This is a genomic window from Anaerococcoides asporogena (genome assembly GCF_029590275.1).
In the GTDB taxonomy this organism is placed as follows: Bacteria; Bacillota; Clostridia; order Clostridiales; family Clostridiaceae; genus JG1575.
Map to the genome: position 1 here is coordinate 1612820 of NZ_CP120965.1, position 25377 is coordinate 1638196.

A 25377-nucleotide genomic window follows, 5' to 3' on the forward strand; every position below is an offset into this window, starting at 1 on the left:
CCCATGATTTTCAGCACTATGAACGCAATGAGCTGTTTATGGAAGAATTTGGGGTGAAGGGCGAGCTGGCCCTGGATGGGATCACGGTGGGGGATCTGGGACTGGAGGACGTCTATGCCGATGTGGATCGGACCTATACCTCGCCCGGAGCCAATGTGCTGTGGAACCTGATGACGGATCCGCTGGCCGATCCACTGGAACTGGCCAGACGGGATGCTTTCATCGGCAAAGCCGCTGAGAACAAGCTGGATGAAGTCGGCATCACCGTTAACAAGAACACCGTGCCAAAGGAAACTCAGTCTCCGTTTGTCACCTCCGGTGTCCGGATCGGTACCGCTGCCATGACCACCAGAGGCTTCAAGGAAGAAGAATTCAAGAAGACCGCTGAACTCATCGACTACGTTCTGACCCATATGGAAGAGGATCTCTCCGATGTCAGACGCCAGGTCGTTGAACTGTGCGATCGGTTTCCCCTGTACAAATAAGTCAACGATCCTCCGAACAGCCTGCTTTGCCGCAGGCTGTTTTTTATATGAAACAAAATAAAAGGATAGTGAATGGGGAGATAAAAGCCAACCTTATTAAAAATAAAACTGAATATAGTTACAAAAATGAAAATCAAGAAAATAGTCTTTCGAAGGTATAAATTGATCAGAATCGAAATGAATTTGCTTAGAATGAATGAATTACATAAAAATAATTAGTTAAGGTGAATAATTTATAATCGATTTTTAATAAGTTGATTTATATGATGATTTTCCTGGGTTTGTACGATTGTCTGTCTGCAGTTAAAATAACGTTAGCTTTCGAAGAAACAATATTATTAGATAAGAGTGAAACATCGAAAGACTAACGATTTGGGGGAGAGTCAATTTGAAAAATTTAAGAAGGTGGATTGCAGTGTTTGTGGCTGCTATCCTGGTTTCCGGCATTACTCCGGAGGCGGTGTATGCTTATGCCAGCAGTATTTTTGAAGTGGAAAGCAGTGTGGCAACTCTGCCGTTTGAGGGGGGCAATGTGTTGTTCTCAATAGCTGGAACGGGGTTGGATTCGGCCGACTGGAGGGCCAAAGTGACACTGGAAGGAGTCAGACAGGAACGGATTGAAAGTTCTTTGAGCAAAGTGGAGAACTTCGAGAATTCCGGAGCCTTTCAGCAGGTGTCCCTCAGCTTTCCGAAGAATTGGGAAGCTGCGTCAAAAAGTTACAAAGTATCGTTCAGTGTCGGCCAGGGAGAGGAGAACTTTGCCGATGAGTTTGTTAAAGTCATCAAAGTGATGAAGAATACGACACCTGAAACCAAACCAGCGGAACCGGAGCATCCGCAGGACGATCTGATTCAGATCGTCCAACTGGAGCAAGTTAACCTGGGAGACCATACCAGAGTGAAGTTTTCTCTGTCGGGCACTAATCTGAAAAAAGATCTGATCAAGGCACAGGTTCTTTTCGGCACCGACCGAGCAATGGAAGTCGAACAGACTCTTGAGGTCTCGGAACATCCGGAAGGCCTGACTGCTGAACTGAACTTCAATGAAAATACCACAGAGACGGATCAGATTTACCACGTTGCATTCAATGGGAATGGCAGCGACTTCTATTCCGAGAAGAATCAAATCGCAGTGATCATTCCCAAAAAAGTGGCTCTGCCGGAAACAGAACCGGATGAATTGAAGGACATTTTAATCAGCAGAGAGAACTTTGACCGGACACTGTCCTGTTCAGGAGGATCCGTACAGATCGAGCTGATTGCGACAGAACCTGTCTCACCGGGGGATGTGAGAGTCAAGGTAACCTTGGATGGTAAGGATACCGAGATGGGAGAGGCTGCAACTGTCGTCGGGGAAAAATCCAAAAAGCAGATAACTCTTGAAATTCCAGGAAATCAAACTACGCAGGTTCAGACCTATCAATTAAGGTTTAATGCCATTGCCTCAACGGAGCGGTTTCAGTCAGAACCGACTGTAACGGTCAAGGTTGAACCGATGGAAGTTATACAGTCCAGAATCAGTGAATTGAAAATTCTTACCCCGTTCATTGGAAAAGAGGGTGGACAGACAGCTGTCACGATCAAGGGGGAAGGACTGAGTTCGGAAAATCTGTCCCTGAAGATCTTCAAGGTGGAAGGTCAGGTTCACACTGAAATGCCGGAACTGACAAAAGGCGTATCATTTCATGGACTGGAGTCCATTCAGACAGCCACCCTGCAATTCCCGGCGATCAGTGGAGATGCGGAGGAAGTCTATCTGGTAAAGGCCGGGATTGGCAAGGATCTGACCCATGAGGGAATTGTTACCGTAGGAAATGAAGCAAGTGGTCTGACTCATGTCATTCAGCCGGACAGCGCGACGCTTGATCCTGCCGGAAGAGTGCTGACACTTCAATTTTCCTCGGATATTTTTCCGGTAAAAGACTTGAACTTCCTGAAATCGGGAATTACACTCAACTTTGACGGCGCGAATTTTTCCGGACTATCCGGGAAGGATCAGGTGGAGATCATTGGCAGTCGAATGATCATTCAGTTTGAGAATCCATTGCCCAAGGAAACCACGCAGATTCGCTTTGCCGAACGCCTCTTCAAGGATGAAAACCAGTATGAGGCCAAAGCCTTTCAATGGGCGATTCTGAGAGATCAGACGGTAGTTACAGGAAACCAGTTCCTTCAAGGCGAAATAATGGATTATCATGGGGGAACGGTGCGAGTGAAGCTGCTTGGCCATTACCTCCAGGGGATTCAGGCAAAGGTTATCAAAAATTCGAGAAGTCATTCGGAGGACATTGAACCATCGATCGATTTCGTGAATGATTCAGAATGCATCGTGTCGTTTATTCTGCCGGAAAACACGACTGCCCGGACCGAGACCTATTCGCTGATGGTAAGTACCGATGGAAGAGTGTTTTCTTCTGAGGCAGGGTTCTCAGGTGTCATTGAGCGCGGCCAAAGAATGGTTGCCGCCGTTCTGCCTGAAGCGGGAGATCCTGCACAGCCTTCACTGAGCCATATGTACATTCAATCCTACGGCACGTTGGGAGGCGGCGAAGACAAGCCGGATAATTCCCATACCAACATTCCAACCAACCAGGAAAGCAAGAAAACCCTGGTACACCTTTATGGCATCAATCTGGATCATCACAAGACAAAAATAAAAATCGTGGACGAAAAGGGTGTAGCCTGGTATCCGGTGCATGAGGGCACCTCGGACAGCATGGACCAGTTCATTATGGTAGGCTTTGACGGATACGGAATTGCCGGCGACGGCAATCATCAGGTGATTGAAGTGATTTGCCCAAGAAACATCGCGACAGATCGAACCTACCGTTATTATGCCGCAATCGATGGTGTGAATTATGATCAGGAAATTTTTGTCACTGCCACGGTTATTGATGATCAGGAACCCCCCAAGCATGATCCGAATGACACGACGAATCTGGCCGTTCGGTTTTTGGATACGAAGGGAAATGAAATCGCTCCAGGCTACTCGGTTCTGGCCTATCGCTGGGCCAAAGCCAGATCCTTTGGAGTGTATCACAAGGACATCCCGGGATATCAGATCAAAGGATATCAATATGTATCGGAGGATCAGGCGAGACCTTTTACCCAGTATCTCCCAATTGAAGAATACATCAATGATTCCACGGAAGTGCAGTTCGTTTATGAAAGAATAATTAACAGCGAAACCGAAGATGCTGAGAATCCCGAAGTGCCGCAGAATCCAGACGTGCCGGTAATCCCGGAAGTGCCGGAGAATCCCGAAGTACCAGAGAATCCTGAACTTCCAGTGACTCCTGAGAACCCGGAAAATCCGGAAATTCCCGACCAACCGGTTCAACCAGAAGATCCGGAACAACCGGTTCAATCGGAAGAACCGGTACAACCGCAGGAAACTGAAGCTCACAAGGATCCAGTGAAGCGGGAAAATCCCCAAAAGAAGAAAAAGGATAAAAAGCATAAAGGCAAAAAATTGCCATACTCCGGTACCAGGGAAAACAATCTGGTTCTTGCCGGGATTGGTTGTATTGTCCTGGCAGCGCTGATCAACAGAAAGAAAATCAACAGAGGCAATTCGGATATATAGTCAAACAACATGAAAGATGTAATAACAAGCTTTCTGAAGCGAATTCTGTCATTTGTCTGGTAACCAAGGCGGGCTGAGTGAATCAGCCTGTCATTTTTTCATTGGCTCGAATGAGGATCGGCACATCGGAAGATTACAGGCTTTTAGGCATTTGAATTTCTGACAGGACGGGGCTTATTTCATTCGATCGGTATGTTCTGACCGGTCTTCAACCTGTGTTTTCAGACCGGATTAATCCTGGATTCCCGGTTCACCTAACGAGGAATCCTTTGTATTTTCTCAAAAACTATTGATATTACTTACTTTACAGCTATAAAGCCTTGCGAATATCCTAGTTATGTGTTACACTATACATAACTAGGAGGGCGTATTATGGCCATTGTTAATCAGTTCGATAAGCGCAACGGAATTACCTATGTTTATGAATCAGTTTCCCATTGGGATAAGGAAAAACAACAGCCTCGGTCCAAACGGTCGCTCATCGGCAAACGAGATCCGGTCACCGGCGAAATCATCCCAACGGATGGACGGGGTAAAAAACGTCGGAACCCAGAGGCGGGTACAACTGAAGTCAATCCTGGCCCTGTGCCCTTTACCGTAGCTGATCGTAAGTTCTACGGTGCCACGTATCTGTTGGATCAAATCGGAGACTCTCTCGGGCTTACAGAGGACCTCAAGGCTTGCTTTCCCTCTCTCTACAAGCAGATTCAATCCATCGCCTATTATCTGATCCTGGAGAGCGATTCCCCCTTGTTTCGATTTGAAAAATGGAGTACGCTCCACCGGCATCCCTATGGAGCCAATATCCCATCTCAGCGCAGCAGCGAGCTGTTTGCGGGCATCTCGGAAGAGTCCAAACAACGTTTTTTCAGCTGTCTTGCCAAGCGCCATCAGCCCGATGAGTATTGGGCCTATGACACCACCTCGGTGTCGAGTTATTCCCAAACCCTTCGTCAGGTCCAGTACGGGAAAAACAAAGAAAGTGACCCCCTGGCGCAGCTGAACCTGGCCTTGGTCTTTGGACAAGACTCAGGGTTGCCGTTTTATTACAGAAAGCTCTCTGGCAACATTCCAGATGTCAGCACGATCAAAAATTTGCTGGCTGATTTCAAAGTGCTGGGCTTCGATAAAGTCAAGTTGGTCATGGATCGGGGATTTTACAGTGAAGCCAATATCAATGCGCTTCTTGGGGAGCGACTGAAGTTCATCATTGCCGCTGGCACGCATCTGGCCTATATCCGAAGACATATCGACGGGATCTATGACAGCATCCGATCCTTTGAAAACCTGGATGAGCAATATGGCTTATACTCCTCAACCATTCTGACTGACTGGGAGTTTCAAAAAGAACGCCCCAACAAGAAAGATGTCATCCGAGAAAAACGCCGGGTCTACCTGCACGCTTACTTCAACATTGAAAAATACGCGGATGAAGAAGCTCATTTTGATCGACGACTGCTGTCGATGAAGGGGGAAATCCTAAGCGGAAAACGTAATCCCGATCACGAGACGTTCTACAAGAAATACTTTGAGATAACAGATACCCCGGTGAGGGGGATCAAGGTTACCATTAAAGAAGATGTGGTCAAACAGACGAAGCGCTATTTTGGATTCTTTGCGCTGATGACCAATGAAAAGATGGATGCCATCACGGCTTTGACGCTGTATCGGAATAAAGATCTGGTGGAAAAGGCCTTCGGCAATATCAAGGAACGGCTCAATCTGAGGCGACTCTTGGTTTCCTCAGAAAAAAGCCTGGATGGAAAACTCTTTGTGGCCTTCGTCGCGCTCATCTATTTGTCCTACCTCAAAAAGCAGATGCAGGATAAAGGAATGTTCAAAGATTACACAATGCAGTCTCTGCTGGACAAGCTGGATGTCATAGAGTGCTTTGAAAACCCAGGCCATGACTTGAGGGTTGGTGAGATTCTCAACAAACAGAAGTTGATCTATGAATTCATGGGTGTTGAGACCCCATCATAGTTATGTGTTCCGGGAATCCAGGATTAATGAAAGCGTGTTAGGGTAGATGAGAATTACACGGACGGAGGGTGGCATGACTCAGACATTTTTGAAACGGGCACAGGCGTTATGGCCGGGCAGGCCCCATGATTTTCAGCACTATGAACGCAATGAGCTGTTTATGGAAGAATTTGGGGTGAAGGGCGAGCTGGCCCTGGATGGGATCACGGTGGGGGATCTGGGACTGGAGGACGTCTATGCCGATGTGGATCGGACCTATACCTCGCCCGGAGCCAATGTGCTGTGGAACCTGATGACGGATCCGCTGGCCGATCCACTGGAACTGGCCAGACGGGATGCTTTCATCGAGCGGCTCAGGCAAGATCACAGGCTGCTGGGCAAGGCTCAGCGAATCCTCACGGATTGCGGCTACGAGGTGGCTTCGGATTACATGCTGCCTCTTCTGACCGAAACTTCCGTGGCCCCGGGAATGCTTCGGCTGATGTCGGCGGGCGGGCTGCTGCTGCTGGGCACCATCGTGTTCAGCCTGATCACTCGGAGCATGGAAAATGCAATGATGCTGGTGCTGCCGGTGATTATGATCAACGCGGTGCTGGGTGGAGTGGTCGAACGAAAAGAAGATCAGTCCAAGGTGCGCCGAATTAAAGGCCTGAAGTTTAAGGGCGGCATCGCTTTGCACATGGCGTCGATGATGAATTTGATGAGCGTGTTTCGGGCGGGGGTGCGGCTGGCTCAGGAACCGGAGCTGGCCGAACTGTCGCCGGGGATTCGGGAGCATCTGCCGGCCGTGAAGCCGCTCTTTGACAGCTTTCGGATCTTCTCCTGGCTGGCTCGGGTGGATCTGCTGGATTACATCGCTCAGCTCTTTTTGGTTAAGCACGTCTTGTATTACCGGACTCAGAGCCGGCTAAGGCAGGACAATGACCGCCTCAGGCGCTTTGTCTGGGCGGTGGGTTATGTCGACGCCCTGGTGTCCGTTGCGGCTTACCGTGATCACCTGGATCAGTATGGTGAATGCTGGACTCGGCCGGTCCTGGCCGGTCAGAGTGCCCGCCTGAAACTAGTGGACGGCGTACACCCGCTGGTTGAGGACTGCGTGCCCAATTCCATCGAGCTGACCAGCCAGGGCATGATCCTGACAGGCAGCAACATGAGCGGAAAGTCGACCTTTATGCGGGTACTGGGGCTCAATGCCATCCTGGCTCAGACACTTCATATGGCGCTGGCCTCATCTTATGAAGCCAGTCCGTTCCGAATTATGTCCTCCATCGATCCGGGCGATGACGTCATCACCGGGAAAAGCTATTTCATGGCGGAGGCCGAGGCCGTACTTCGGATCATCGGCTCCGCAGACAGCGAGTTCCCCGGCCTGTATATCCTCGATGAGATGTTCCGGGGAACCAATCCCACCGAACGAATCAGTGCTTCCGTCCGCATCATCGATTACCTGCAGGCCCGCAACTGCCTGCTGATCCTGGCAACCCACGACCGGGACATTATCCGCTACGCGACGGGGAATTTCCGCAAGTGTTATTTCACCGAGACCGTGGAAAGCCAGGGCCTGACCTTCGACCATAAGCTGCGCGTCGGCACCAGCGGGACCTCCAATGCCATCCGCATCCTGGATCTGTTAGGCTATCCCCGGGAGATCACCGAAGGAGCCCGGGCCATGGTTCGGGAGGAAATGACCCTGCTGGATTATCAGATGGATCCACATCCGGGCAAAGCCGCCGCATGTCCGCAGCCTCAGGTGACGGGCTAGCCCAAAGCAGTGGACTCACCGGAATGGCGGGCTGGACGAAGCCCCAGGATCACCACCGGACCGGATTGCTTATAAAATAGAAAAATCAGTTATCCAAAATGATATTTACAGCGCAAAAATTGACCCTCCCTGACTCGCCAGTTTCGCCGCTGCGTCAGGGAGGGTGTTTCGTTCAGAATTCGAACATGTGCCGGTTATTATTGCTGAGCTGTGCAGTCGTTATTTACTTAAAACGGCAGCTGTTTGTTCTTAGTGTGCAAATTATACACCATCCAATTCCCGCGCACCCCGAAGATAAACCAATAGACTACCGCTCCTAATCCGGCGGTTAATAAACTGATGACAAGGGCAATAATGGCTGGCAGAATAAGGCCCCGGTAAAAAGCCCAGAAGGGTCCCCATAAAAAAGCGGCGAAGTTGAATTTTCCCTTATAGGTTTCACTGGATTGCCGGATTTTTTCAAATTCCTCCATATAATAGGCTGGCAAGGGACTTTGATATGAATTCGCCTGGAATGAATTGGACTCGGGGGAAATCTTGTCATAACCTGACCCTTGGGTGGCATAGCCCTCCGATTGAGTGATTCTGAAAAACAGACTGGACTACAACAATATTTTAGTAACTGATTCAAAAATAACGCAATTTTAGTACCGATTCAGCAACGCTTCCCGAAGGTTTTTTCATCATTGAAAATTCAGCCGGACACCCCTGAAATGAAAGCTGTTTTCCTTTGAAAGCCAAAGGATTTTTGTGTTGATTGCCTGCGCAGTTGCGGATCTGGAGACAGGACCCTGCCGGCAGGTTCCACTTGGTTTCTGGTTTGCAAGAGGAAAGCTCCGCCCGCAACCGTCCATTGAATGACTGTTGCGGGCAGAGCTTCGGATGGCTCAGGCGGATGGCTCAGGCGGATGCTGGCGTCTCCATGGGATCAGAACTGGGCCAGGGGTGGGAGCTGGAAGACGGCATAACGCAGATACCCCAGGATGAAGAGGTGCAGCGGATAGAACAGGTAGAAGCCGTACTTGATCAGAGGGTGGCGGGCTGCGCCCTGCTGCCCATTGTAATAGCGGAGCAGAAGAAGGGGAAGGAAGGTGGCGATCATGAAGAAGCTCTCCTGCCAGTCCACCTGCAGGGTCATGATGACGAGAAAGCCGATGATGAGAAATCCGTTGCGGAGCTGGGCGGTCCGATCCGGGTAGTAATGGCCGAACAGGAGGATGAGCACCGGTCCGAAGAACATATAGTCACCGGGGGTGGCCAGCAGGATCAGGATCAGGATCAGACTGTATTTCACCAGGTCGGACCCCTTCCAGTTGAGCATCAGGTAGAGGGCGAGCAGACCCAGGGTAAAGGGATACAGAATGCCGGTCTGGGTGAAGGTCAGGAAAGTGTCCTGAGGCTGAGGAGAAAGGAGAGGAATCCGGCCGAACTGAAAATACTGGAAGGCGAAGTGGGAGGCCAGCGCAAATCCCGCCATTCGTCCCAGATAGCGCCAGAAATGCCGGGTGTGGAAATAGCCCTCAACGAGAAAGAACGCCATGATGGGGAAGGTGAGCCGCCCGATGGCGTGCATGATCTGCCCCTGGACGGACTGGGTGGGCACAAAGGCCCAGGCAATATGGTCAATCAGCATCGCGATCAGGGCCAGGGTTTTCAGCTGAGTTGCGTTGAGCATCTGGACCGGTTCCGGATGTGGGACTGGATGATTTCTGTTTGATTCTGTGGGCTGTTGTTTCATAACTACCTCGACTGCCTCGCATTGGTTTGGATCGGGAAAGGGATTCGACTGTTTCGTTTTCTCAGCGTCTTGATTTCATGATATCACAGTCTGAACGGGAAGCTTCTCCATGGGGGGCTTCCTGGTCGCGGATGAAGCAGGAAAATACAGTGTCGGGGGCTGATTTGGCGAAAGGGATGGGGGACAATGATGAATACACTATGAACTCTGCTGAATCCCGAGTACTTTGGTTGACTATGAGGGAAGAAGAAATTACAATAAGAGATGGATAAATGATAATCAATATCAGAAGGAGAGACTATGTCAGAATTATTGAAAATTGAAAACCTCAAAACGCAAGTCGAGGATAAAGCGATATTAAAAGGTCTGAATCTTACCATCAACCGGGGAGAGATCCATGTGGTCATGGGGCCCAACGGAGCCGGCAAGTCGACGCTGGCCAACTCGATCATGGGGAACCCCAGGTATGAGGTGACGGAGGGATCGATCTGGTTTGACGGGGAGGAGATCACCGAGGAAGCCGTGGATGAACGGGCTCGGCGCGGGATCTTCATGAGCTTCCAGTCGCCGCTGGAAATCCAGGGTATCACCGTGGAGAACTTCCTGCGGACCGCCAAGAGCACCGTCAGCGGCGAGCCGCAGAAAGCCCTGGCTTTCCGCAAGCTCTTGAAGGAGAAGATGGACGAACTGGGCATGGATGCGTCCTATGCCGGCCGCTATCTTAATGACGGCTTCTCGGGCGGTGAGAAGAAGAAGAATGAAATTTTGCAGATGTCCATCCTGGAGCCGAAGCTGGCTATTCTGGATGAGACGGACTCCGGACTGGACGTAGACGCGGTCAAGATCGTGTCAGAAGGCGTCGGCAAGTTCTTCCGGGAGGACAACGCCATTCTGGTCATCACCCATCACAATAAGATTCTGAACAACCTGAAGCCCGATTTTGTCCACATCCTGGTGGACGGCCGCATCGTCGAGACGGGCGGACCGGAACTGGTGGAAGTGATCGAACGGGACGGATTCGGCCGCTACAAGCCGGAAGAGGAGGAGACGGAATGGAAAAAAGAAATAAAACTTATGTAGATGACCTCGACCGCGGCATCTATGACATTAAGAACGAATTCAAGTACAAATATAAATCGGAGGCGGGACTGACGCCGGAGATCATCCGGGATATCTCCGCCCGCAAGAACGAACCGGAGTGGATGCTGCAGTTCCGGCTCAAGTCCCTGGAGCACTTCTACAAGATCGATGCACCGACCTGGGGACCGGATCTGTCGGAGCTGGACATCGAGGATATCGTGCACTATGTCAAGCCCGAGATCGGCCAGCAGCACAGCTGGGATGATGTCCCGGAGGACATTAAGACGACCTTTGAACGGCTGGGCATTCCGGAGGCGGAGCGCAAGTCTCTGGCCGGAGTGGGCGCGCAGTACGACTCGGAAGTGGTCTATCACTCGATGAAGGAGGAACTGGTGCGTCAGGGCGTGCTCTACATGGACATCGAAACAGCCCTGAAGGAGCATGAAGCGATTGTGAAGCAGTATTTCATGACCCTGGTGCCCCCCAATGACCATAAGTTTGCGGCGCTGCACGGGGCGGTCTGGTCCGGCGGCTCTTTTGTCTATGTGCCCGAAGGGGTGCAGGTTGACATTCCGCTGCAGTCCTATTTCCGGCTGAATGCGCCGGGGGCAGGCCAGTTCGAACACACGCTGATCATCGTGGAAAAGGGCGCGAAGCTGCACTTCATCGAAGGCTGCAGTGCCCCGAAGTACAACGTCAACAATCTGCATGCCGGCTGCGTCGAGCTCTTCGTTAAGGAAGACGCGACGCTGCGCTACTCCACCATCGAAAACTGGTCCAAGAACATGTTCAATCTGAACACCAAGCGGTCCTCGGTGGAAAAGAACGGGACCATTGAGTGGGTCTCCGGATCCTTCGGCTCGAAGATTTCCATGCTCTATCCCATGTCGATCCTCAAGGGCGAGGGCGCCCGCTGTGAGTTCACCGGCATCACCTTCGCCAGTCATGGCCAGGTGCTGGATACGGGCTCCAAGGTGGTCCACGCCGCGCCCAACACCACCTCCAATGTGGTATCCAAGTCCATTTCCAAGTCGGGCGGACACGCTTTGTACCGGGGACTGCTCAAGATCAACGCGAATGCCCACGGCAGCAAGTCCACCGTCACCTGCGAATCGCTGATGCTGGACAACCAGTCGCGCTCGGACACGATTCCGGTCATCGACATTCAAAACGATGACGTGGATCTGGGGCACGAAGCCAAAATCGGCCGGATCTCGGATGAGGCCATCTTCTATCTGATGAGCCGCGGCATCTCGGAGGAGGAGGCCAAGGCCATGATTGTCCGAGGCTTTGTGGAGCCCATCAGCAAGGAGCTGCCTCTGGAGTACGCGGTGGAGATGAACAATCTCATTGCGCTGGAGCTGGAAGGAACCATTGGTTAGGAGGACTTTATGGAAGCAAAGAAACTGAAATACAATGAACTGCCGGTGATCACCTTCCGCTGGGTCCGGGCCAATGACCTGCGCCTGGCGGAGGTGGAGCCGGATGGGGCGGTCTACAGCCGTGCCCATGTGGTGAGCGGTCAGGAGCTGCTCCGGCCCTTTGAAGAGATCCATATAGAGGACTGGCTGGGTTCCTATCCGGGGACCAATGAAGCGGAGCTGGCCCGGATTGTGAACGAGGCGAGCGTAACCCACTATATCCAGTCCTCGGCGGCGGGGGAGATGGTCCGGTTCCACTATGACCTGTCCGGCGCGGAGCATTCCCTGCTGGAGCTTAACGTCATCGAGGTACGGGCCAATGAGTCGCTGAATGTGCTGATGGAGTACGTCGGCGATGAGGCGGCCACCCTGGCCAGCGTCCTGAACCTGATCCGGGTGGCCCCGGGCGGGGTGCTGAATCTCTATAAGATCAATCATCTGCCCACGGGGGCGCGCCACATTGAGCAGCGCTATGCCAAAGTGGCCGAGGGGGGCACGGTCAACTACTACAGCATTGAGCTGGGCGCCCGGGAAACCATTGTCCATTACCTGACGGATCTGGCAGGCGATGAGTCCCAGGGGCATTTGAAGAGCATCTATGTCGGCCATGAAAGCCGCATCATCGACCTGTCGCACCAGATGTCGCACTGGGGCCGAAAGTCCCGCTGCGACATGGAGATCCGGGGCGCGCTGACGGACCGGGCGCGCAAGTATTTCCGGGGCACCCTGGACTTCAAGCGGGGGTCGGCCCAGTCGGAGGGCGGCGAGGTGGAGACGGTGATGCTGCTCAACAAGGACGTCAAGTCCTTTGCCATTCCGCTGCTGCTGTGCGGTGAGGATGATGTCATCGGCAACCATGCCGCCTCGGCCGGGCAGATCGACGAGGACAAGCTGTTCTATCTGATGAGCCGCGGCTTCTCCCATGAGGAAAGCAAGCGCATCATCGTGGAGTCGGCGTTCCGTCCGATCATCGACCAGATGCCGGATGAAGCGCTCCGGGAGCGGATCCTGGACCGCATTGCGATGATGATGAAGAAGGTGAATTCTTGAACTGGAAGGATGACTTTCCCATTTTCCAAACCCCATACTACGGCCAGACCCTGACTTATCTGGATTCGGGCGCAACGGCTCAGAAGCCGCGCCAGGTCATTGCCGCTGTTACGGACTATCTGGAGACCACCTATGCCAATCCGCACCGGGGGGCCTACCGGCTCTCCCAGGAAGCCACTGCCCGCTTTGAGGGGGTGCGGGAGAAGGTCCGCGCCTTTCTCGGCGCCCGGTCTACCTCGGAGATCATCTTTGTCAAAAACTCCACGGAGGCGCTGAACCTGGTGGCTCGCAGCTATGCCGAGGCGACGCTGCAGCCCGGGGATGAGATTGTCATCTCCATTGCCGAGCATCACGCCAATCTGGTGCCCTGGCAGCGGGCCGCTCAGCGCACGGGGGCCAGACTGGTCTACCTGTATATTGATGAGGACGGGTCGCTGCCCGAGGCTGAACTGGCGAAGATTTCCCAGCGGACGAAAATGGTCGCGGTGACCCATGTGTCCAATGTCACCGGACACATCAACGACGTGGCAGCCCTGGCCCGGGCGGCCCATGCCGTGGGGGCGGTCATCCTGGTGGATGGTTCGCAGGCGGTGCCGCACCTGGCCGTGGATGTCCGGGAGCTGGATGTGGACTTCTATACGTTTACCGGCCATAAGATCATGTCTCTGACCGGAGCCGGCGTGCTGTACGGCCGGGAGTCGATCCTGGAGGGCATGGAGCCCTTCCTGCTGGGCGGCGACATGATCGAGTATGTCGAGGAACAGCGGACGACCTACAATACGCTGCCATATAAATTTGAAGCCGGCACCCCGCTGTCGGAGGCTGTCATCAGCCTGGGGGCGGCCATTGATTATCTCAAGGAAGTGGGTTATGACCGGATCGGAGCCATTGATGCCGACCTGACCCAATACCTGCTGGCGCAGCTGGCTCAGATTCCGCAGGTGCGCGTTATCGGCGGCAGCAGCCCGAAGAACCGGGCCGGCATCGTGACCTTTACCCTGGATGGCGTCCATGCTCATGATGTGGCGCACATCCTGGACAGCAAGGGGATCTGTGTGCGGGCGGGTCACCACTGTGCCCAGCCGCTGGCGCGGTACTGCAACACCACCGCCACCACCCGCGTGTCGTTCTGGTTCTACAACACCAGAGAGGACTGCGACCGGCTGGTGCGGGAACTGAAACGAATCAGGAGGCTGATGGGTCTTGGAACTGAATGAACTGTATACGGAGCTGATTCTGGAGCATAACCAGAATCGCGAGAACAAGCGGCATATTGAAGGTGCCACCCATGCCGAGCATGGCCATAATCCCAGCTGCGGCGATGAGATTACGGTGGAGGCGATCCTGCGGGCCGGCCGGATCGAGGATCTGGCTTACACCGGAGCCGGCTGCGCCATCAGCCAGGCGTCCGCCTCCATGATGGCGGATCTGGTGAAGGGGCGGACCGTCCAGGAGGGACTGGAAGCCGCCCAGCGCTTCATCGGCATGATCAAGCGGGAGCCGATTCCCGAGGCGGAGCTGGAAGAACTGGGGGATGCCTATATCCTGAAGAACATCCAGAACATCCCCGCCCGGGTCAAATGTGCCGTGTTGGCCTGGCATGCCCTGGCACAGCTGCTGAAGCAGGACCTGGCAGGCCAGGGCGAGAAAGAGCAGGCATAATACTGCAGGCATCAAACAGCAGGCATAAAACAGCAACCGGTCAGGCAGCAGTCGGACTTCTGATAACCAAGCTTACCGGTCAGCCGCCTGGGACTTGTGCCAAATCATTCCAGGCCCTGAAGATTTGTAAGAATGCCGGATCCGGTTCCCTGCGGGCAGGATCTGGCCCGCAAAGTGACGGGATGCAGGGAAGAGGAATGAAAAAAATGGGCTGTATCATAGAAAATTGGCACATCTGCAAGGAATCGCGTCCCTGATTTGCGAATGGTCAGACGGGGCGGGATCCCTGTACAGCTTTTGTAAAAAAGTGGACTGGATGTTGCAATCCTTTCACGGTCTATTCACGGGCTGGTGAAAAGAAAAGAGTATAATTGAATGTGAAAAAGAAAACCAAGGAGGAACTTTATGAGTTTAAATTTGAAACCTGAAAAAGTATTCCATTTCTTTGAGGAAATGTCCAAGATTCCGCGGACGTCCGGCAATGAGAAAGCCATCAGCGACTGGCTGGTTGCCTTCGGCAAGGAGCGGGGACTGGAAACCATCCAGGATGAAGCACTCAATGTCATCATCAAGAAGCCCGGCACCAAGGGGTACGAGGATAAGGCACCGGTCATCATCCAGGGTCACATGGATATGGTGGGTGAAAAGACGGCGGAGTCTGCTCATAATTTTGAAACCGATCCGATTCAGCTGCGGGTCATCGACGAGCATCTCTATGCCACGGACACGACGCTGGGCGGTGACAACGGCATTGCCGTTGCCATGGGCATGGCGGTGCTTGATTCGGATGATCTGGAACACCCGCCCATTGAGCTTCTGGTCACCACCAATGAGGAAGTCGGCATGGACGGAGCGGCCGCAGTGGATCCGGCGCACCTGTCCGGCACTCGTCTTTTGAACATTGACTCCGAGGAAGAGGGCATTTTCTTTGTCAGCTGCGCCGGCGGCAATGTGACCAAGGTTACGTTCAGCCCGACCTTCCGGGAAGTGAAGGAAACAGGCTATGAGCTGCGCATTTTCGGTCTGCTGGGCGGTCACTCCGGCATGGAGATCATTAAGCAGCGGGGCAATGCCGTTCAGCTGCTGGGCCGGGCACTGAAGGAAATCGGCAGCCTGACGCTGTCGGAAATTTCCGGCGGAGCCAAGCACAACGCGATTCCGCGGGATGCCAGAGCCGTCTTCACGGCTCAGAATCTGGACATGGCAGCGGTCAAGTCCTTCTGCCTGGATGTTTTCGGCCGTGAGTTCCAGGAGGATCCGATTCAGTGCGAAATCCGGGAAGTCGAGGTCAGCCGCCTGATGGACGAGACCACCTCTCAGGCCATCGTTGACTACCTGGTGATCATGCCCGATGGCGTGCAGAGCATGATGAAGACCATGGAAAACATGGTGGAATCATCCCTGAACTCCGGGGTTCTGGAAATGAAGGATGACCAGGTGATCATCACCCATGCCATCCGCAGTTCCTCACCCACCCGCAAGAAGCAGGTTACACAGAAGGTGGAAACCCTGGCGAAAGCCATGGGTGCCAAAGCCGAAGCGTTCTCCGATTATCCGGAGTGGGAATACGAGCCCAATTCGCAGTTGAAGGACACCTGCCTCTCCGTGTATGAGAAAGTCACGGGCAAGGCCGGCGAAATCATGGCGATCCATGCCGGACTCGAGTGCGGTCTGCTCAAGAAGAAGCTGCCGAATACCGAAATGATCAGCTTCGGACCGGATATGGCCGATGTCCATACGCCCAACGAGCACCTCTCCATCAAATCCGTGGAGCGGACCTGGGAATTCATGAAGGAACTGCTGAAGAGCCTGTAAGAACCACAGTCATCGGTCTTCAAACGACCCGATGATCGACAATCAAGGACCAACAAAAAAACGGGCTGCCTGGCAGTCCGTTTTTCAATTATGAAGCTTTTTGAAACCTTTTGTTTATATTTGGACAAGATGCCCCATCCGTGATTCGGAAATGTTAGGATAAGAAGGAATATGATACAATAGTTTGTATTGTGTACCAATAACTTACTGATGACAGCGGAGGTCACTTATGGCTATCGAATTTATGAAATACCTGGATCGCAGTTTAAAATACCTGCACCGGCAGGGCGCATTCCTGACTGTGAAAGATGAAGACGGACGGGAAAACGTCATGACCATCTCGTGGGGCAACATCGGCTTTGAATGGGGTCGACCCATTTTTACGGTTCTCGTGCGCAAATCGCGCTATACCTTTGAACTCATTGAAAACGCAAAGGAGTTTACGGTATCCATTCCCACCCAGTCCAGCACGAAGGACAAACTGGCATTTGCCGGCACTCGTTCAGGCCGCGAGATTGACAAGTTTGAGCAGGGCATTATTACCCGGGCCAAGGCAAAAAGTGTCGATACCAGCACGGTCCTGGAGTCTGACATCGTCTATGAATGCCGCATTATCTACAAGCACAAGATCGATCCGGATATTCTGGCAGACGAAGTCCTGCGCACATCTTATCGCGATGGAGACTACCACAACATCTATTACGGGGAAATTGTCGAAGCCTACAAGCGCGATTAGAGTTCCGTCAGGATCCACCAGAAAGGCAGGATCCACCGGATACTCAGGATACTCTGAAGGAAGGGCTTACTCTGACGAAGCGGTTTGATCTGAGAAGTTTGATCTGAGAAGTTTGATCTGAGGAGCTTGATCTGACGACGCGGTATGGTCTGATATCGTAATTTAAACTGATCAAGCGGACTGACCTGGGAAAGTGGATTTAAGACTTGAAAAAATGATATTTCATGGAGGTAGATGGCTCAGGGAGCTGTCTATCTCTGTTTTTGAGCCATCAGCTGATTATTTCTGAACCGGATGGTTTGTTAATTATGCAGATTCTTGTTAAAATAAACGTTATGCGGGGATCTTCCGCAGTTGAATATTACCCCGGGGAACGAGATGTGAACCATACGGTTCATATGGACTGGAGGAAGACGGTCAGGCAGCAGCTGCCGATGATTAGAATCACATCCAGGCATGGGGAATGAGCGGAGAAAGTATGAACGATGATTTATTTGAAGACCGAATAACTGTTCACAGGAAAACCAGACGGGGTCTGCTGGCTGCGATTTCCATCGTGTTCTTTTTGATTATTGGGGTCGTAGTCCTGATGGGCTTCCAGTACAAGAATCTGATTATGCTGAATATTCAGGGCGAAGAAATTACCCCGGAAGAAGTTGCGGTTAACTCGCAGGTCGTGGAAAAGATCAATTCCTATAATAATCAGGTAGCCAACATTCTGCTGGTGGGGATTGACTCTTCGGTGAATAATACAAGACCGCAGCGATCCGATTCCATGATCATCCTGTCAGTGGATGATATTCATAAAACCATTAAGATGTCGTCTCTGATGCGGGACACCTATGTTAATATTGACGGGCACGGCAAGGACAAATTAAACCATTCCTATGCCTATGGCGGAATTCGCCTGCTGATGAAGACGATCAACCAGAATTTTGACATGAATGTCACGGATTACGTTCAGGTTGATTTCGGAGATCTGATTACCATTGTAAACGACCTGGGTGGTGTGGAGATGGCCGTAACCAAGGCTGAAGCACGCTATACCAATATCGTCATCGAACAGATCAACAAGTCCAATCGGACCTCCGTTCCGCTGCTGGAACTCAAGGATCAGACCATCAACCTGGATGGAACCCAGGCGCTGGCTTTTTCCCGGATTCGCTATCTGGATTCGGACTATGCCCGTGCGGCCAGACAGCGTAAGGTGCTCATGGCAGTTTACAGCAAAATGAAGCAGATCAATCCAACCGAACTGCCGAAGTTTATTGCCGACATGAGTCAGCATGTGGAAACGAATCTGAATGAATTCCAGATCTTTGATCTGGCGATGAAAGCCAATGATCCCAAAATGACGGTTCATGGCACCCGATTCCCTTCCGAACGAACGGCCACTGAAGTCAACGCCAAGAGCTGGCATCTGCTTTATGACAAGGCAAAAACCGTAGAAGAGCTTCATGCCTTTATCTTTAAGGATGTGGATCCGGCCACCGGGAAAGCTTTAAACCCAGAACAGAATACCAAACCGGGCAAGCCTTAATGTTTCGAACGATGAACCGTCGGTTCATCTTGACCACCACTCAGTTCCTGCAATCAATACGAATGATTGCCGATTGAAAACCACCCTTGAGACTTTGAATGAGTGAGGCTGCCTGTTGAAATCGATCAAAGGGATTAACCACGACGTTGTCCCTTTTTTTCGTTGAAGGACGGAGGAATTTTAATGTCATTCCAGGATATATACTTTGAAGAGCAATATGGGAAGCTGTGTCAGCTGATTGAGGGCGGAACCTGCAAAGTATTCGAACTTGATACGCCGGACGGAGTAATCCGACATCAGTTTCTAAAACGACATCTCCCGCCAGAATTGGATCCGGAGCAGAATTATTTTGACATCACGACGCCCTACGGATACGGGGGGCCGATTATTACGGAGCTGCGGGGAGATCAGACCAGGTTGCTGGATCAGTATGCCTCAGAATTTGAAGCTTATTGCCAGGAGCATAACATTGTCTCTGAATTCATTCGCTTTCACCCGATTCTGAAGAATCATAAAACCTTCAGCGACTACTACCAGCCGGAGCAGATTCGCCGCTGCGTAGTGACTGAACTGGATGGGACGGGGGATCCGCTGACGGATCAGTTTTCCAAGAGTGCCCGCAAGATCATACGGCATGGCCTTAAATCAGGGGCACAGATCGAGATCCTGGAAGGACCGACGGACCTGACCGAATTTTCGAAAATCTACTATGACACGATGGATCGCAATGAGGCGGAAGACTTTTATTATTTCTCTCCGGAATATTTTCAATACATCTGCGATCACCTGAGAGATCATATCATCAATGTCAGCATCCGGTATGAGGGGAAAGTCATCGCTTCCGGGATTTACTTTATTAACGACCAGATCATGCAGGTTCATCTGTCCGGGACTTACCGGGAATTTCTGCATCTGAGTCCGGCGTATCTGTTGCGGTATGGTGCCATTGACTGGGCCAACCGACACGGAATCACAAAGGTTCACCACGGCGGCGGGGTGTCCAACTCACCGGAGGATCCACTGCTGCAGTTCAAGCTGCGGTTCACGAAAAGCGAACCACTGGGATTCTTTATCGGAAGAAAGATTCACGACGAGAATGTATATCAGAACATGGTGGAATTAAGCGGCATGGCGGAATCGAGCTATTTTCCGAAGTACAGGGGAAAAAAATGAGAAAAGTAATTATATCAGGAGCTTCCGGGTTCCTGGGCAGAAATTTATTGGCCTTGTTTGGGGAAGATGATGATGTCATCGCGCTGACCTCGGATGTCAGGAAACTCGAAGAAATAAGCTGCGCGGCACCGGTCAGGATTCTGTCGAATACGGCATTTCTTGAATCAAATCTCGATCTCAACGGCTTCACGCTGCTTCATCTGGCGTATGCCCGCAGTCATGAAGCGGAGCCGATTACAGACAGCATTCAGTTTAGTGTCCGGCTGCTGCAGGCGGCACAGGCCATGGGAGTCCGCCGGATCATCCACATATCCAGCCAGAGTCTTTATGATGTTCATCGCGCCGCACCGGCCAAAGTTTCAGATCTGGTATGGCCAACGAACTTGTATGACATTGGCAAATACTATCTGGAACACTGGATCTCGGAGTTTGCGGTGAAAAACCGGTGGGACTTTGTCCACCTGCGCATAGCCAGCCTGGTGGGAAACAATTTCCCACAGCGAATTACCACCCGGCTAGTTCAAAACGCCCTGACCAAGGGGGAGATATCAATCAATCTGAATGGCAAGTTGTTTTCCTATACCCATGTCCGGGATGTGGCAGATGCGATTCTGATTGCACAGTGCATGGAAGATCCTGCCTTCTGGAACCAGACTTACAACGTGGGTTCGATGGAAAGTTATCCGCTGACCCATGTAGCAAAAGCCATCGGTGAAGTCTGCGCCGAAGAGGGAATTACGGTCACCATTCACGAGGCTCCGGCTCCGGAAAATGGGGAGAACAGTTCCCTGGACAGCCTGGATTTCATGGAGCGAACCGGCTGGCAGGCCAAGTTCAGCCTGAAAGACATCATCCGGGATGAAGTGAAGTTTCAGCTGCGCCAGAACAACGACTCGTTGTCCCGTACGAAAGGAAATGGCTTGAATGTATAGTTTATTCTTTAAACGACTTTTTGATATCGTTCTTTCAGCCTTGCTGCTGTTCCTGCTGTCCCCGGTGCTTCTGGTGGTCTGGATTCTGGTTCGCCTCAAGCTTGGGTCGCCGGCTCTGTTCCGTCAGCGCCGGCCGGGTAAAGGCGAACGGATCTTTGAAATCATCAAGTTCCGCAGCATGTCCGATGCCAGGGATGCCAATGGTCAGCTGTTGCCGGACAAAGTGCGGCTGACCCGTTTTGGCAAGCTGCTGCGGGCGTCTTCACTGGATGAACTGCCGGAGCTGTGGTGCATTTTAAAGGGCGACATGTCTTTCGTCGGTCCCAGACCGCTGTCTGTGATGTACCTGCCCTACTACAGCGAGGAAGAAGCCCTGCGTCACTCGGTTCGCCCAGGTCTCACGGGGCTGGCCCAGATTAACGGACGCAACACCTTAAACTGGGATGATCGACTGGCCTATGATCTGGCGTATGTCCGTGACATCACATTCCGAAATGATCTTCGAATTCTGGTGCAGACCTTTTTAAAAGTGGTGCGCAAGGAGGATGTGGTGGTTTCGGGAACGGGAAAAGTCGGGGATCTGGATGAAATTCGGACGGTACGCCGGCCTGAATTACTTAGAAAAAAATGATTCGAATAATAGGTTCGAAGTAAGAGACTCAAAGAAAGAGACTCGAAGTAAGAGACTCAAAGAAAGAGACTCGAAGTAAGAAACTCAAAGAAAGAGACTCGAAGTAAGAGACTCAAAGAAAGAGACTCGAAGTAAGAAACTCAAAGAAAGAGACTCGAAGTAAGAGACTCAAAGAAAGAGACTCGAAGTAAGAAACTCAAAGAAAGAGACTCGAAGTAAGAGACTCAAAGAAAGAGACTCGAAGTAAGAGGCTCAAAATAAGTAACTTGATCTAAATGACACGAATGCATAAGACACGAATGTATATTACTCGAAAATGAGGTCTGATGAATGGACAAGAAGAAATTACTGCTGCTTGGCGGAACCAGAAACATGAAAGAAATACTGGATGCAGCCCATAAGTTGGATCTTGCGGTTGGCGTGACGGACTGGTATGACGTGAAGCGTTCCCCGGTGAAACTGCTGGCGGAGGAGTCTTTCGATATCAGCATTCTGGACGAGGAAAAGCTGGACCGAATGATCCGGGAGCATCATTACGACGGGGTTTTGACAGGATTCACCGATTCCTATCTGATTCCGTATGCTGAGATCTGCAGCAGAAACCGGTTGTTCTGTTACGGCACGCGGGAACAGTTCGAGATCCTGACCAATAAAGCGAAGTACAAGGAATTATTCAATCAATATCAGGTTCCCACGCTGGAAACCTATGATCCGGGGCAAATCGATGAACGATTCGCCCATTTTCCAATTCTGCTGAAACCGGCGGAAGGATCGGGCGGCAATGGCCTTCGGGTGATCGCCGACTATGAGAAGTTCCTCGCTGCCCAGTCTGAACTCCAGCTTCTGGTGGACCCGGCGAAAATAATCATCGAGCCTTATCTGACGCAGCGTCGGGAGATGACCGCCTTTTTCCTGTTTGTGGATGGGGAGGTCTATCTGACGGGGACTGCCAACCGGTTTCTGTCGGGAACCAAAGATACGAAAATCGGGCTGCCACTGCTTTACAGCATGCCCGCCAGCGATGACCAGTTATTCCGCCAGCACACGGCTCCGGCACTGATGCGACTGTTCCGCGATCTGGAACTGAAGAACGGCATGCTGTTTGCCCAGTGCTTCCTGCATGAGGGGGTTCCGAAGGTCTATGACCTGGGGTATCGTCTGACCGGAACTCAGGAATACAAGCTCATGGAGCAGATGATGGGGATCAATCCCCTGGAAATGATGATTCATCACGCTCTGAGCGGAACGATGAATCCGTCAGGCCGGGTTCTGGCTCTGGATCAGCCGGCAGAAGGGTATGGCTTTAACGCGACTATTCTGGGCAGGGTCGGAACCATCGGATCCATTGCCGGTGAAGAAGCAATCCGCACATTGCCCGGGATGCTGGACTTGACTTTGAAATCTGCAGTGGGAGATTCAATTACGGACAAAATGGTGGGGACTCTGGGGCAGATTATTGCCCGGGTGTTCTTTACCGCGCCCACTCTGGAGGCGGCGGCAGCGACGCTGCAGCAGGTGTATGACCTCCTTGTGATTACTGATACCTCAGGACAGGACATGATTGTTGAGCGGATGGACCCCGCCAGGTTGTTAGCATCTTATGAGAACTAATTATTTGGGAAAGTTAAATGTTAGCAATCAGGCAACCAAAGCGCTCCAGCTGTTGAAAGAGCTGCAGTGGGCAGACTGGGCAATGATCTACTTCTTCGGTCAGCGGATGTTCACTTCGCTGTTCAGCGCTGTTATTGGAACAAAGGGGATCCTGCTGTCAATGGGTGTCCTGGCGCTGCTTTACGCCATGACCCTGCTCGAGGCCTGGCGACTTCGGTCGCTGAAGGGAATCCGCACCTTTATCCTGCTGGTTCTGCTGGTGATGGTTCTGATATTGGGTACCATGACGTTTAATCAGCAGGCGATGGAATGGATGATGGATTTCAACTATGGGATTTTTACCAAGACTTTCGATGTGCGCAAAGGCTTGTTCGGTGCTTTTGTCATACTGATGGTGCGCCGGCCGGACAATCTGCTCAGGAATCTTCGGATCGCTGCCGGCATATCCTTCGTTTACCTGCTCTTTCAGCTGGGACTCTTTGTTGTGACCGGGAGCTGGGCCAACTATTACATTATGGAGGATCAGCAGTCCAGTACATTGATGTACAACCTGTCCTTTGGCTATGAGATGATGTTCGCCGCCCTGGTGTTTCTGGGCAGTGCACTGGAATCCGGGAAACGAAGCGAATGGGCGGCAGGCATCGCCGGCGTGATGATCGCGTTTCTGTTTGGATCACGCGGCGTGATTCTGCCGGTGGGTACCTTCCTGGTTTTCGTTTTTTTCTTCCGGCTTAATCGTACCTGGAAAATCCGGATCGCAGCGGCAGGAATCCTGATGGCTGCGCTGATTCTGGGATGGAATCTGCTGCGAGGATTTACCGGTGGAACCATTACCACGGGCATCAGAAATCTCGACATGCTGCTAAGCAGCGCCTTTACGGATGACAACGGCCGGACCAAGATCTGGGATCTTGCCATCCGGGCGATTCAGCAAAAGTTTCCCCTGGGGTATGGGGTATATGGTGACCGGCCCTTCGTCGGTTCCTTCTTCCGCTGGGGGTACAGTCATAATATTGCCCTGGAACTGCTGGTCAGTTTTGGGATTTTCGGACTTGTTTTCCTGGGAGGACTGATCTGGCTGATTGGCCGGAAGTTTATCCGCTGTCAGTCCCAAAGTGGTCGACTCCTGCTCATGATCATGATCGCCATGAACGCGAAGCTGTTGATCTCAGACAGTTTCTGGCATTCCAGCTTTTTCTGGGCTCTGCTCGGGCTTGTGCTGGTGCTGTCTGAGCAGACCGATCAGCCTCCGGAATTATCAGGGGAAGCAGCAACGGTTGGACCTGAAAAATACCGCGGAGGGGCATTCCTGAAAGGGCGGCGTGGATTCTGGCTGCTGACCGGATTGGGACTTGTGCTCAACCTGGGTTTGCTGGTAGTGGTGGTCAATCAGGCTGTTGCCAACCAGAAGTACAAACCGGTTGTCTTTGATCGGCCGACTGTCATCATTGCGCTGCAGGATATGAATGGCAAAGCCCTGCACATGGGGGTCACCGAACTGGCTCGCCGCGGTCTTTCCGCCAGCGTCTTCGTGGATCCCAAAGTCATGCCGGTTCAGGAAATCAAGGGACTCGACCGCCTGGCGGAAGCCGATTTGCATCTGGGGCTCAACTATCGGCCGCTGCGACTCGACAGCTTCCCGCCCATTGAGCAGTATCTGGAACTGAGCCGGAATAAGTTCAGTGACAGCGGCCGCAGCGGCGCTCTGGCTCTGTCTACCACTGTGGAAAACATTCACCCGGACATGCTGCAGTATCTGCGCCAGCAATCGGATGCGATGATTTTAAAATCAAGACGCCGGGATTCCTTTACCTATGAGAGCGTGACTCAGAATGATCTGTACAAGCTGGATTCACTCAACGCCAGCATTAATGATCTGAATCTGAGCCGCCGCCAGCCGTATATCGCCAGCCAGATTCAACTGGCCAAGGAGAAGGAGGCATTGCTCATCCTGTATTGGAGGAATCTCTCCGTGCAGCCGGTGAACCTGAAAAATAATGACACCTATGCCAAGTTTGACTATTACAAAGACACACTGGATTTGCTTCAGGCCAATGGATTTGAATTCATTACGATCACGGAACTGCTGGATCGGGCCAGAATGTCAGAAGAGGAGAAGACCCTGAAGAGTCTGATTGTCAATTCGGATATCTACAGGACGTTAAGGTAAGC

18 protein-coding genes and 1 pseudogene are annotated in these 25377 nt (G+C 52.0%); 17 read left to right on the forward strand and 2 right to left on the reverse strand.

Annotated features, from left to right (window positions below; all coding sequences use genetic code 11):
• Positions 1–224: 224 nt before the first annotated feature.
• From P6M73_RS16980 to P6M73_RS07760, 4 genes and pseudogenes are all read left to right on the forward strand, one after another.
• Positions 225–485: pseudogene (locus P6M73_RS16980) on the forward strand (serine hydroxymethyltransferase); the annotation flags it as partial.
• 388 nt (positions 486–873) lie between these two features.
• Positions 874–4071 (forward strand): hypothetical protein, encoded by a 3198-nt coding sequence (locus tag P6M73_RS07750; RefSeq protein WP_277855535.1) that lies wholly within the window; start codon positions 874–876, stop codon positions 4069–4071.
• 372 nt (positions 4072–4443) lie between these two features.
• The gene (locus tag P6M73_RS07755; protein ID WP_277855536.1) at positions 4444–6054 is read left to right on the forward strand and encodes an IS1634 family transposase; all 1611 of its coding nucleotides are present in this window, start codon (positions 4444–4446) and stop codon (positions 6052–6054) included.
• 73 nt (positions 6055–6127) lie between these two features.
• Entirely contained in the window at positions 6128–7816 is a 1689-nt protein-coding gene (locus tag P6M73_RS07760; protein ID WP_277855537.1) for a MutS-related protein, read from the forward strand.
• A 227-nt stretch (positions 7817–8043) separates the two neighbouring features.
• Here P6M73_RS07760 and P6M73_RS07765 read toward each other — a convergent pair whose 3' ends face one another.
• Positions 8044–8289 carry a hypothetical protein gene (locus P6M73_RS07765; protein ID WP_277855538.1) on the reverse strand — a complete coding sequence of 82 codons (246 nt, stop codon included), beginning with the start codon at positions 8287–8289 and terminating at the stop codon, positions 8044–8046.
• 455 nt (positions 8290–8744) lie between these two features.
• Positions 8745–9554 (reverse strand): TraX family protein, encoded by an 810-nt coding sequence (locus tag P6M73_RS07770; RefSeq protein WP_277855539.1) that lies wholly within the window; start codon positions 9552–9554, stop codon positions 8745–8747.
• 300 nt (positions 9555–9854) lie between these two features.
• On the opposite strand from P6M73_RS07770, the gene sufC reads away from it, so the two are divergent.
• The 13 genes from sufC to P6M73_RS07835 all read left to right on the forward strand — a co-directional run bounded on the left by sufC (position 9855) and on the right by P6M73_RS07835 (position 25375).
• Complete coding sequence (gene sufC, locus P6M73_RS07775) at positions 9855–10634, forward strand: Fe-S cluster assembly ATPase SufC (protein WP_277855540.1); 780 nt, start codon at positions 9855–9857, stop codon at positions 10632–10634.
• Positions 10607–12016 (forward strand): Fe-S cluster assembly protein SufB, encoded by a 1410-nt coding sequence (gene sufB, locus P6M73_RS07780; protein ID WP_277855541.1) that lies wholly within the window; start codon positions 10607–10609, stop codon positions 12014–12016. Before sufC ends, sufB begins: the two co-directional genes overlap by 28 nt.
• Before the next feature lie 9 nt (positions 12017–12025).
• Complete coding sequence (locus tag P6M73_RS07785) at positions 12026–13105, forward strand: SufD family Fe-S cluster assembly protein (RefSeq protein ID WP_277855542.1); 1080 nt, start codon at positions 12026–12028, stop codon at positions 13103–13105.
• Positions 13102–14322: a SufS family cysteine desulfurase gene (locus P6M73_RS07790; protein WP_277855543.1), complete on the forward strand. Its 1221-nt coding sequence runs from the start codon at positions 13102–13104 to the stop codon at positions 14320–14322. Before P6M73_RS07785 ends, P6M73_RS07790 begins: the two co-directional genes overlap by 4 nt.
• Positions 14309–14767 (forward strand): Fe-S cluster assembly sulfur transfer protein SufU, encoded by a 459-nt coding sequence (gene sufU / locus P6M73_RS07795; protein WP_277855544.1) that lies wholly within the window; start codon positions 14309–14311, stop codon positions 14765–14767. Before P6M73_RS07790 ends, sufU begins: the two co-directional genes overlap by 14 nt.
• 405 nt (positions 14768–15172) lie before the next feature.
• Positions 15173–16582 carry an aminoacyl-histidine dipeptidase gene (locus P6M73_RS07800; protein ID WP_277855545.1) on the forward strand — a complete coding sequence of 470 codons (1410 nt, stop codon included), beginning with the start codon at positions 15173–15175 and terminating at the stop codon, positions 16580–16582.
• 229 nt (positions 16583–16811) lie between these two features.
• The gene (locus tag P6M73_RS07805; protein ID WP_277855546.1) at positions 16812–17318 is read left to right on the forward strand and encodes a flavin reductase family protein; all 507 of its coding nucleotides are present in this window, start codon (positions 16812–16814) and stop codon (positions 17316–17318) included.
• Positions 17319–17796: 478 nt separating this feature from the next.
• The gene (locus P6M73_RS07810) at positions 17797–18858 is read left to right on the forward strand and encodes an LCP family protein (RefSeq protein WP_277855547.1); all 1062 of its coding nucleotides are present in this window, start codon (positions 17797–17799) and stop codon (positions 18856–18858) included.
• A 183-nt stretch (positions 18859–19041) separates the two neighbouring features.
• Positions 19042–20031, forward strand: a complete 990-nt coding sequence (locus tag P6M73_RS07815) for a peptidoglycan bridge formation glycyltransferase FemA/FemB family protein (protein ID WP_277855548.1) — start codon at positions 19042–19044, stop codon at positions 20029–20031.
• Positions 20028–20963, forward strand: coding sequence for an NAD-dependent epimerase/dehydratase family protein (locus tag P6M73_RS07820; protein WP_277855549.1), 936 nt, complete (start codon positions 20028–20030; stop codon positions 20961–20963). Before P6M73_RS07815 ends, P6M73_RS07820 begins: the two co-directional genes overlap by 4 nt.
• Positions 20956–21594, forward strand: coding sequence for a sugar transferase (locus tag P6M73_RS07825; RefSeq protein ID WP_277855550.1), 639 nt, complete (start codon positions 20956–20958; stop codon positions 21592–21594). The genes P6M73_RS07820 and P6M73_RS07825 overlap by 8 nt, the downstream gene beginning before the upstream one ends.
• A 330-nt stretch (positions 21595–21924) precedes the next feature.
• A complete protein-coding gene (locus tag P6M73_RS07830; RefSeq protein WP_277855551.1) occupies positions 21925–23205 on the forward strand; it encodes a hypothetical protein in 1281 nt (426 codons plus the stop codon).
• A gap of 4 nt (positions 23206–23209) precedes the next feature.
• Positions 23210–25375 carry an O-antigen ligase family protein gene (locus P6M73_RS07835; protein ID WP_277855552.1) on the forward strand — a complete coding sequence of 722 codons (2166 nt, stop codon included), beginning with the start codon at positions 23210–23212 and terminating at the stop codon, positions 25373–25375.
• Positions 25376–25377: the final 2 nt, after the last annotated feature.

What these genes read in the sequence shown, in the direction of transcription:
- P6M73_RS07810 (WP_277855547.1), top strand. Translation starts at nt 17,797, where the DNA reads ATGAACGATGATTTATTTGAAGACCGAATAACTGTTCACAGGAAAACC.
- P6M73_RS07815 (WP_277855548.1), top strand. Translation starts at nt 19,042, where the DNA reads ATGTCATTCCAGGATATATACTTTGAAGAGCAATATGGGAAGCTGTGT.
- sufC (WP_277855540.1), top strand. Translation starts at nt 9,855, where the DNA reads ATGTCAGAATTATTGAAAATTGAAAACCTCAAAACGCAAGTCGAGGAT.
- P6M73_RS07770 (WP_277855539.1), bottom strand. Translation starts at nt 9,554, where the DNA reads ATGAAACAACAGCCCACAGAATCAAACAGAAATCATCCAGTCCCACAT.
- P6M73_RS07765 (WP_277855538.1), bottom strand. Translation starts at nt 8,289, where the DNA reads ATGGAGGAATTTGAAAAAATCCGGCAATCCAGTGAAACCTATAAGGGA.
- P6M73_RS07760 (WP_277855537.1), top strand. Translation starts at nt 6,128, where the DNA reads ATGACTCAGACATTTTTGAAACGGGCACAGGCGTTATGGCCGGGCAGG.
- P6M73_RS07825 (WP_277855550.1), top strand. Translation starts at nt 20,956, where the DNA reads ATGTATAGTTTATTCTTTAAACGACTTTTTGATATCGTTCTTTCAGCC.
- P6M73_RS07800 (WP_277855545.1), top strand. Translation starts at nt 15,173, where the DNA reads ATGAGTTTAAATTTGAAACCTGAAAAAGTATTCCATTTCTTTGAGGAA.
- sufB (WP_277855541.1), top strand. Translation starts at nt 10,607, where the DNA reads ATGGAAAAAAGAAATAAAACTTATGTAGATGACCTCGACCGCGGCATC.
- P6M73_RS07830 (WP_277855551.1), top strand. Translation starts at nt 21,925, where the DNA reads ATGGACAAGAAGAAATTACTGCTGCTTGGCGGAACCAGAAACATGAAA.
- P6M73_RS07805 (WP_277855546.1), top strand. Translation starts at nt 16,812, where the DNA reads ATGGCTATCGAATTTATGAAATACCTGGATCGCAGTTTAAAATACCTG.
- P6M73_RS07820 (WP_277855549.1), top strand. Translation starts at nt 20,028, where the DNA reads ATGAGAAAAGTAATTATATCAGGAGCTTCCGGGTTCCTGGGCAGAAAT.
- P6M73_RS07755 (WP_277855536.1), top strand. Translation starts at nt 4,444, where the DNA reads ATGGCCATTGTTAATCAGTTCGATAAGCGCAACGGAATTACCTATGTT.
- P6M73_RS07785 (WP_277855542.1), top strand. Translation starts at nt 12,026, where the DNA reads ATGGAAGCAAAGAAACTGAAATACAATGAACTGCCGGTGATCACCTTC.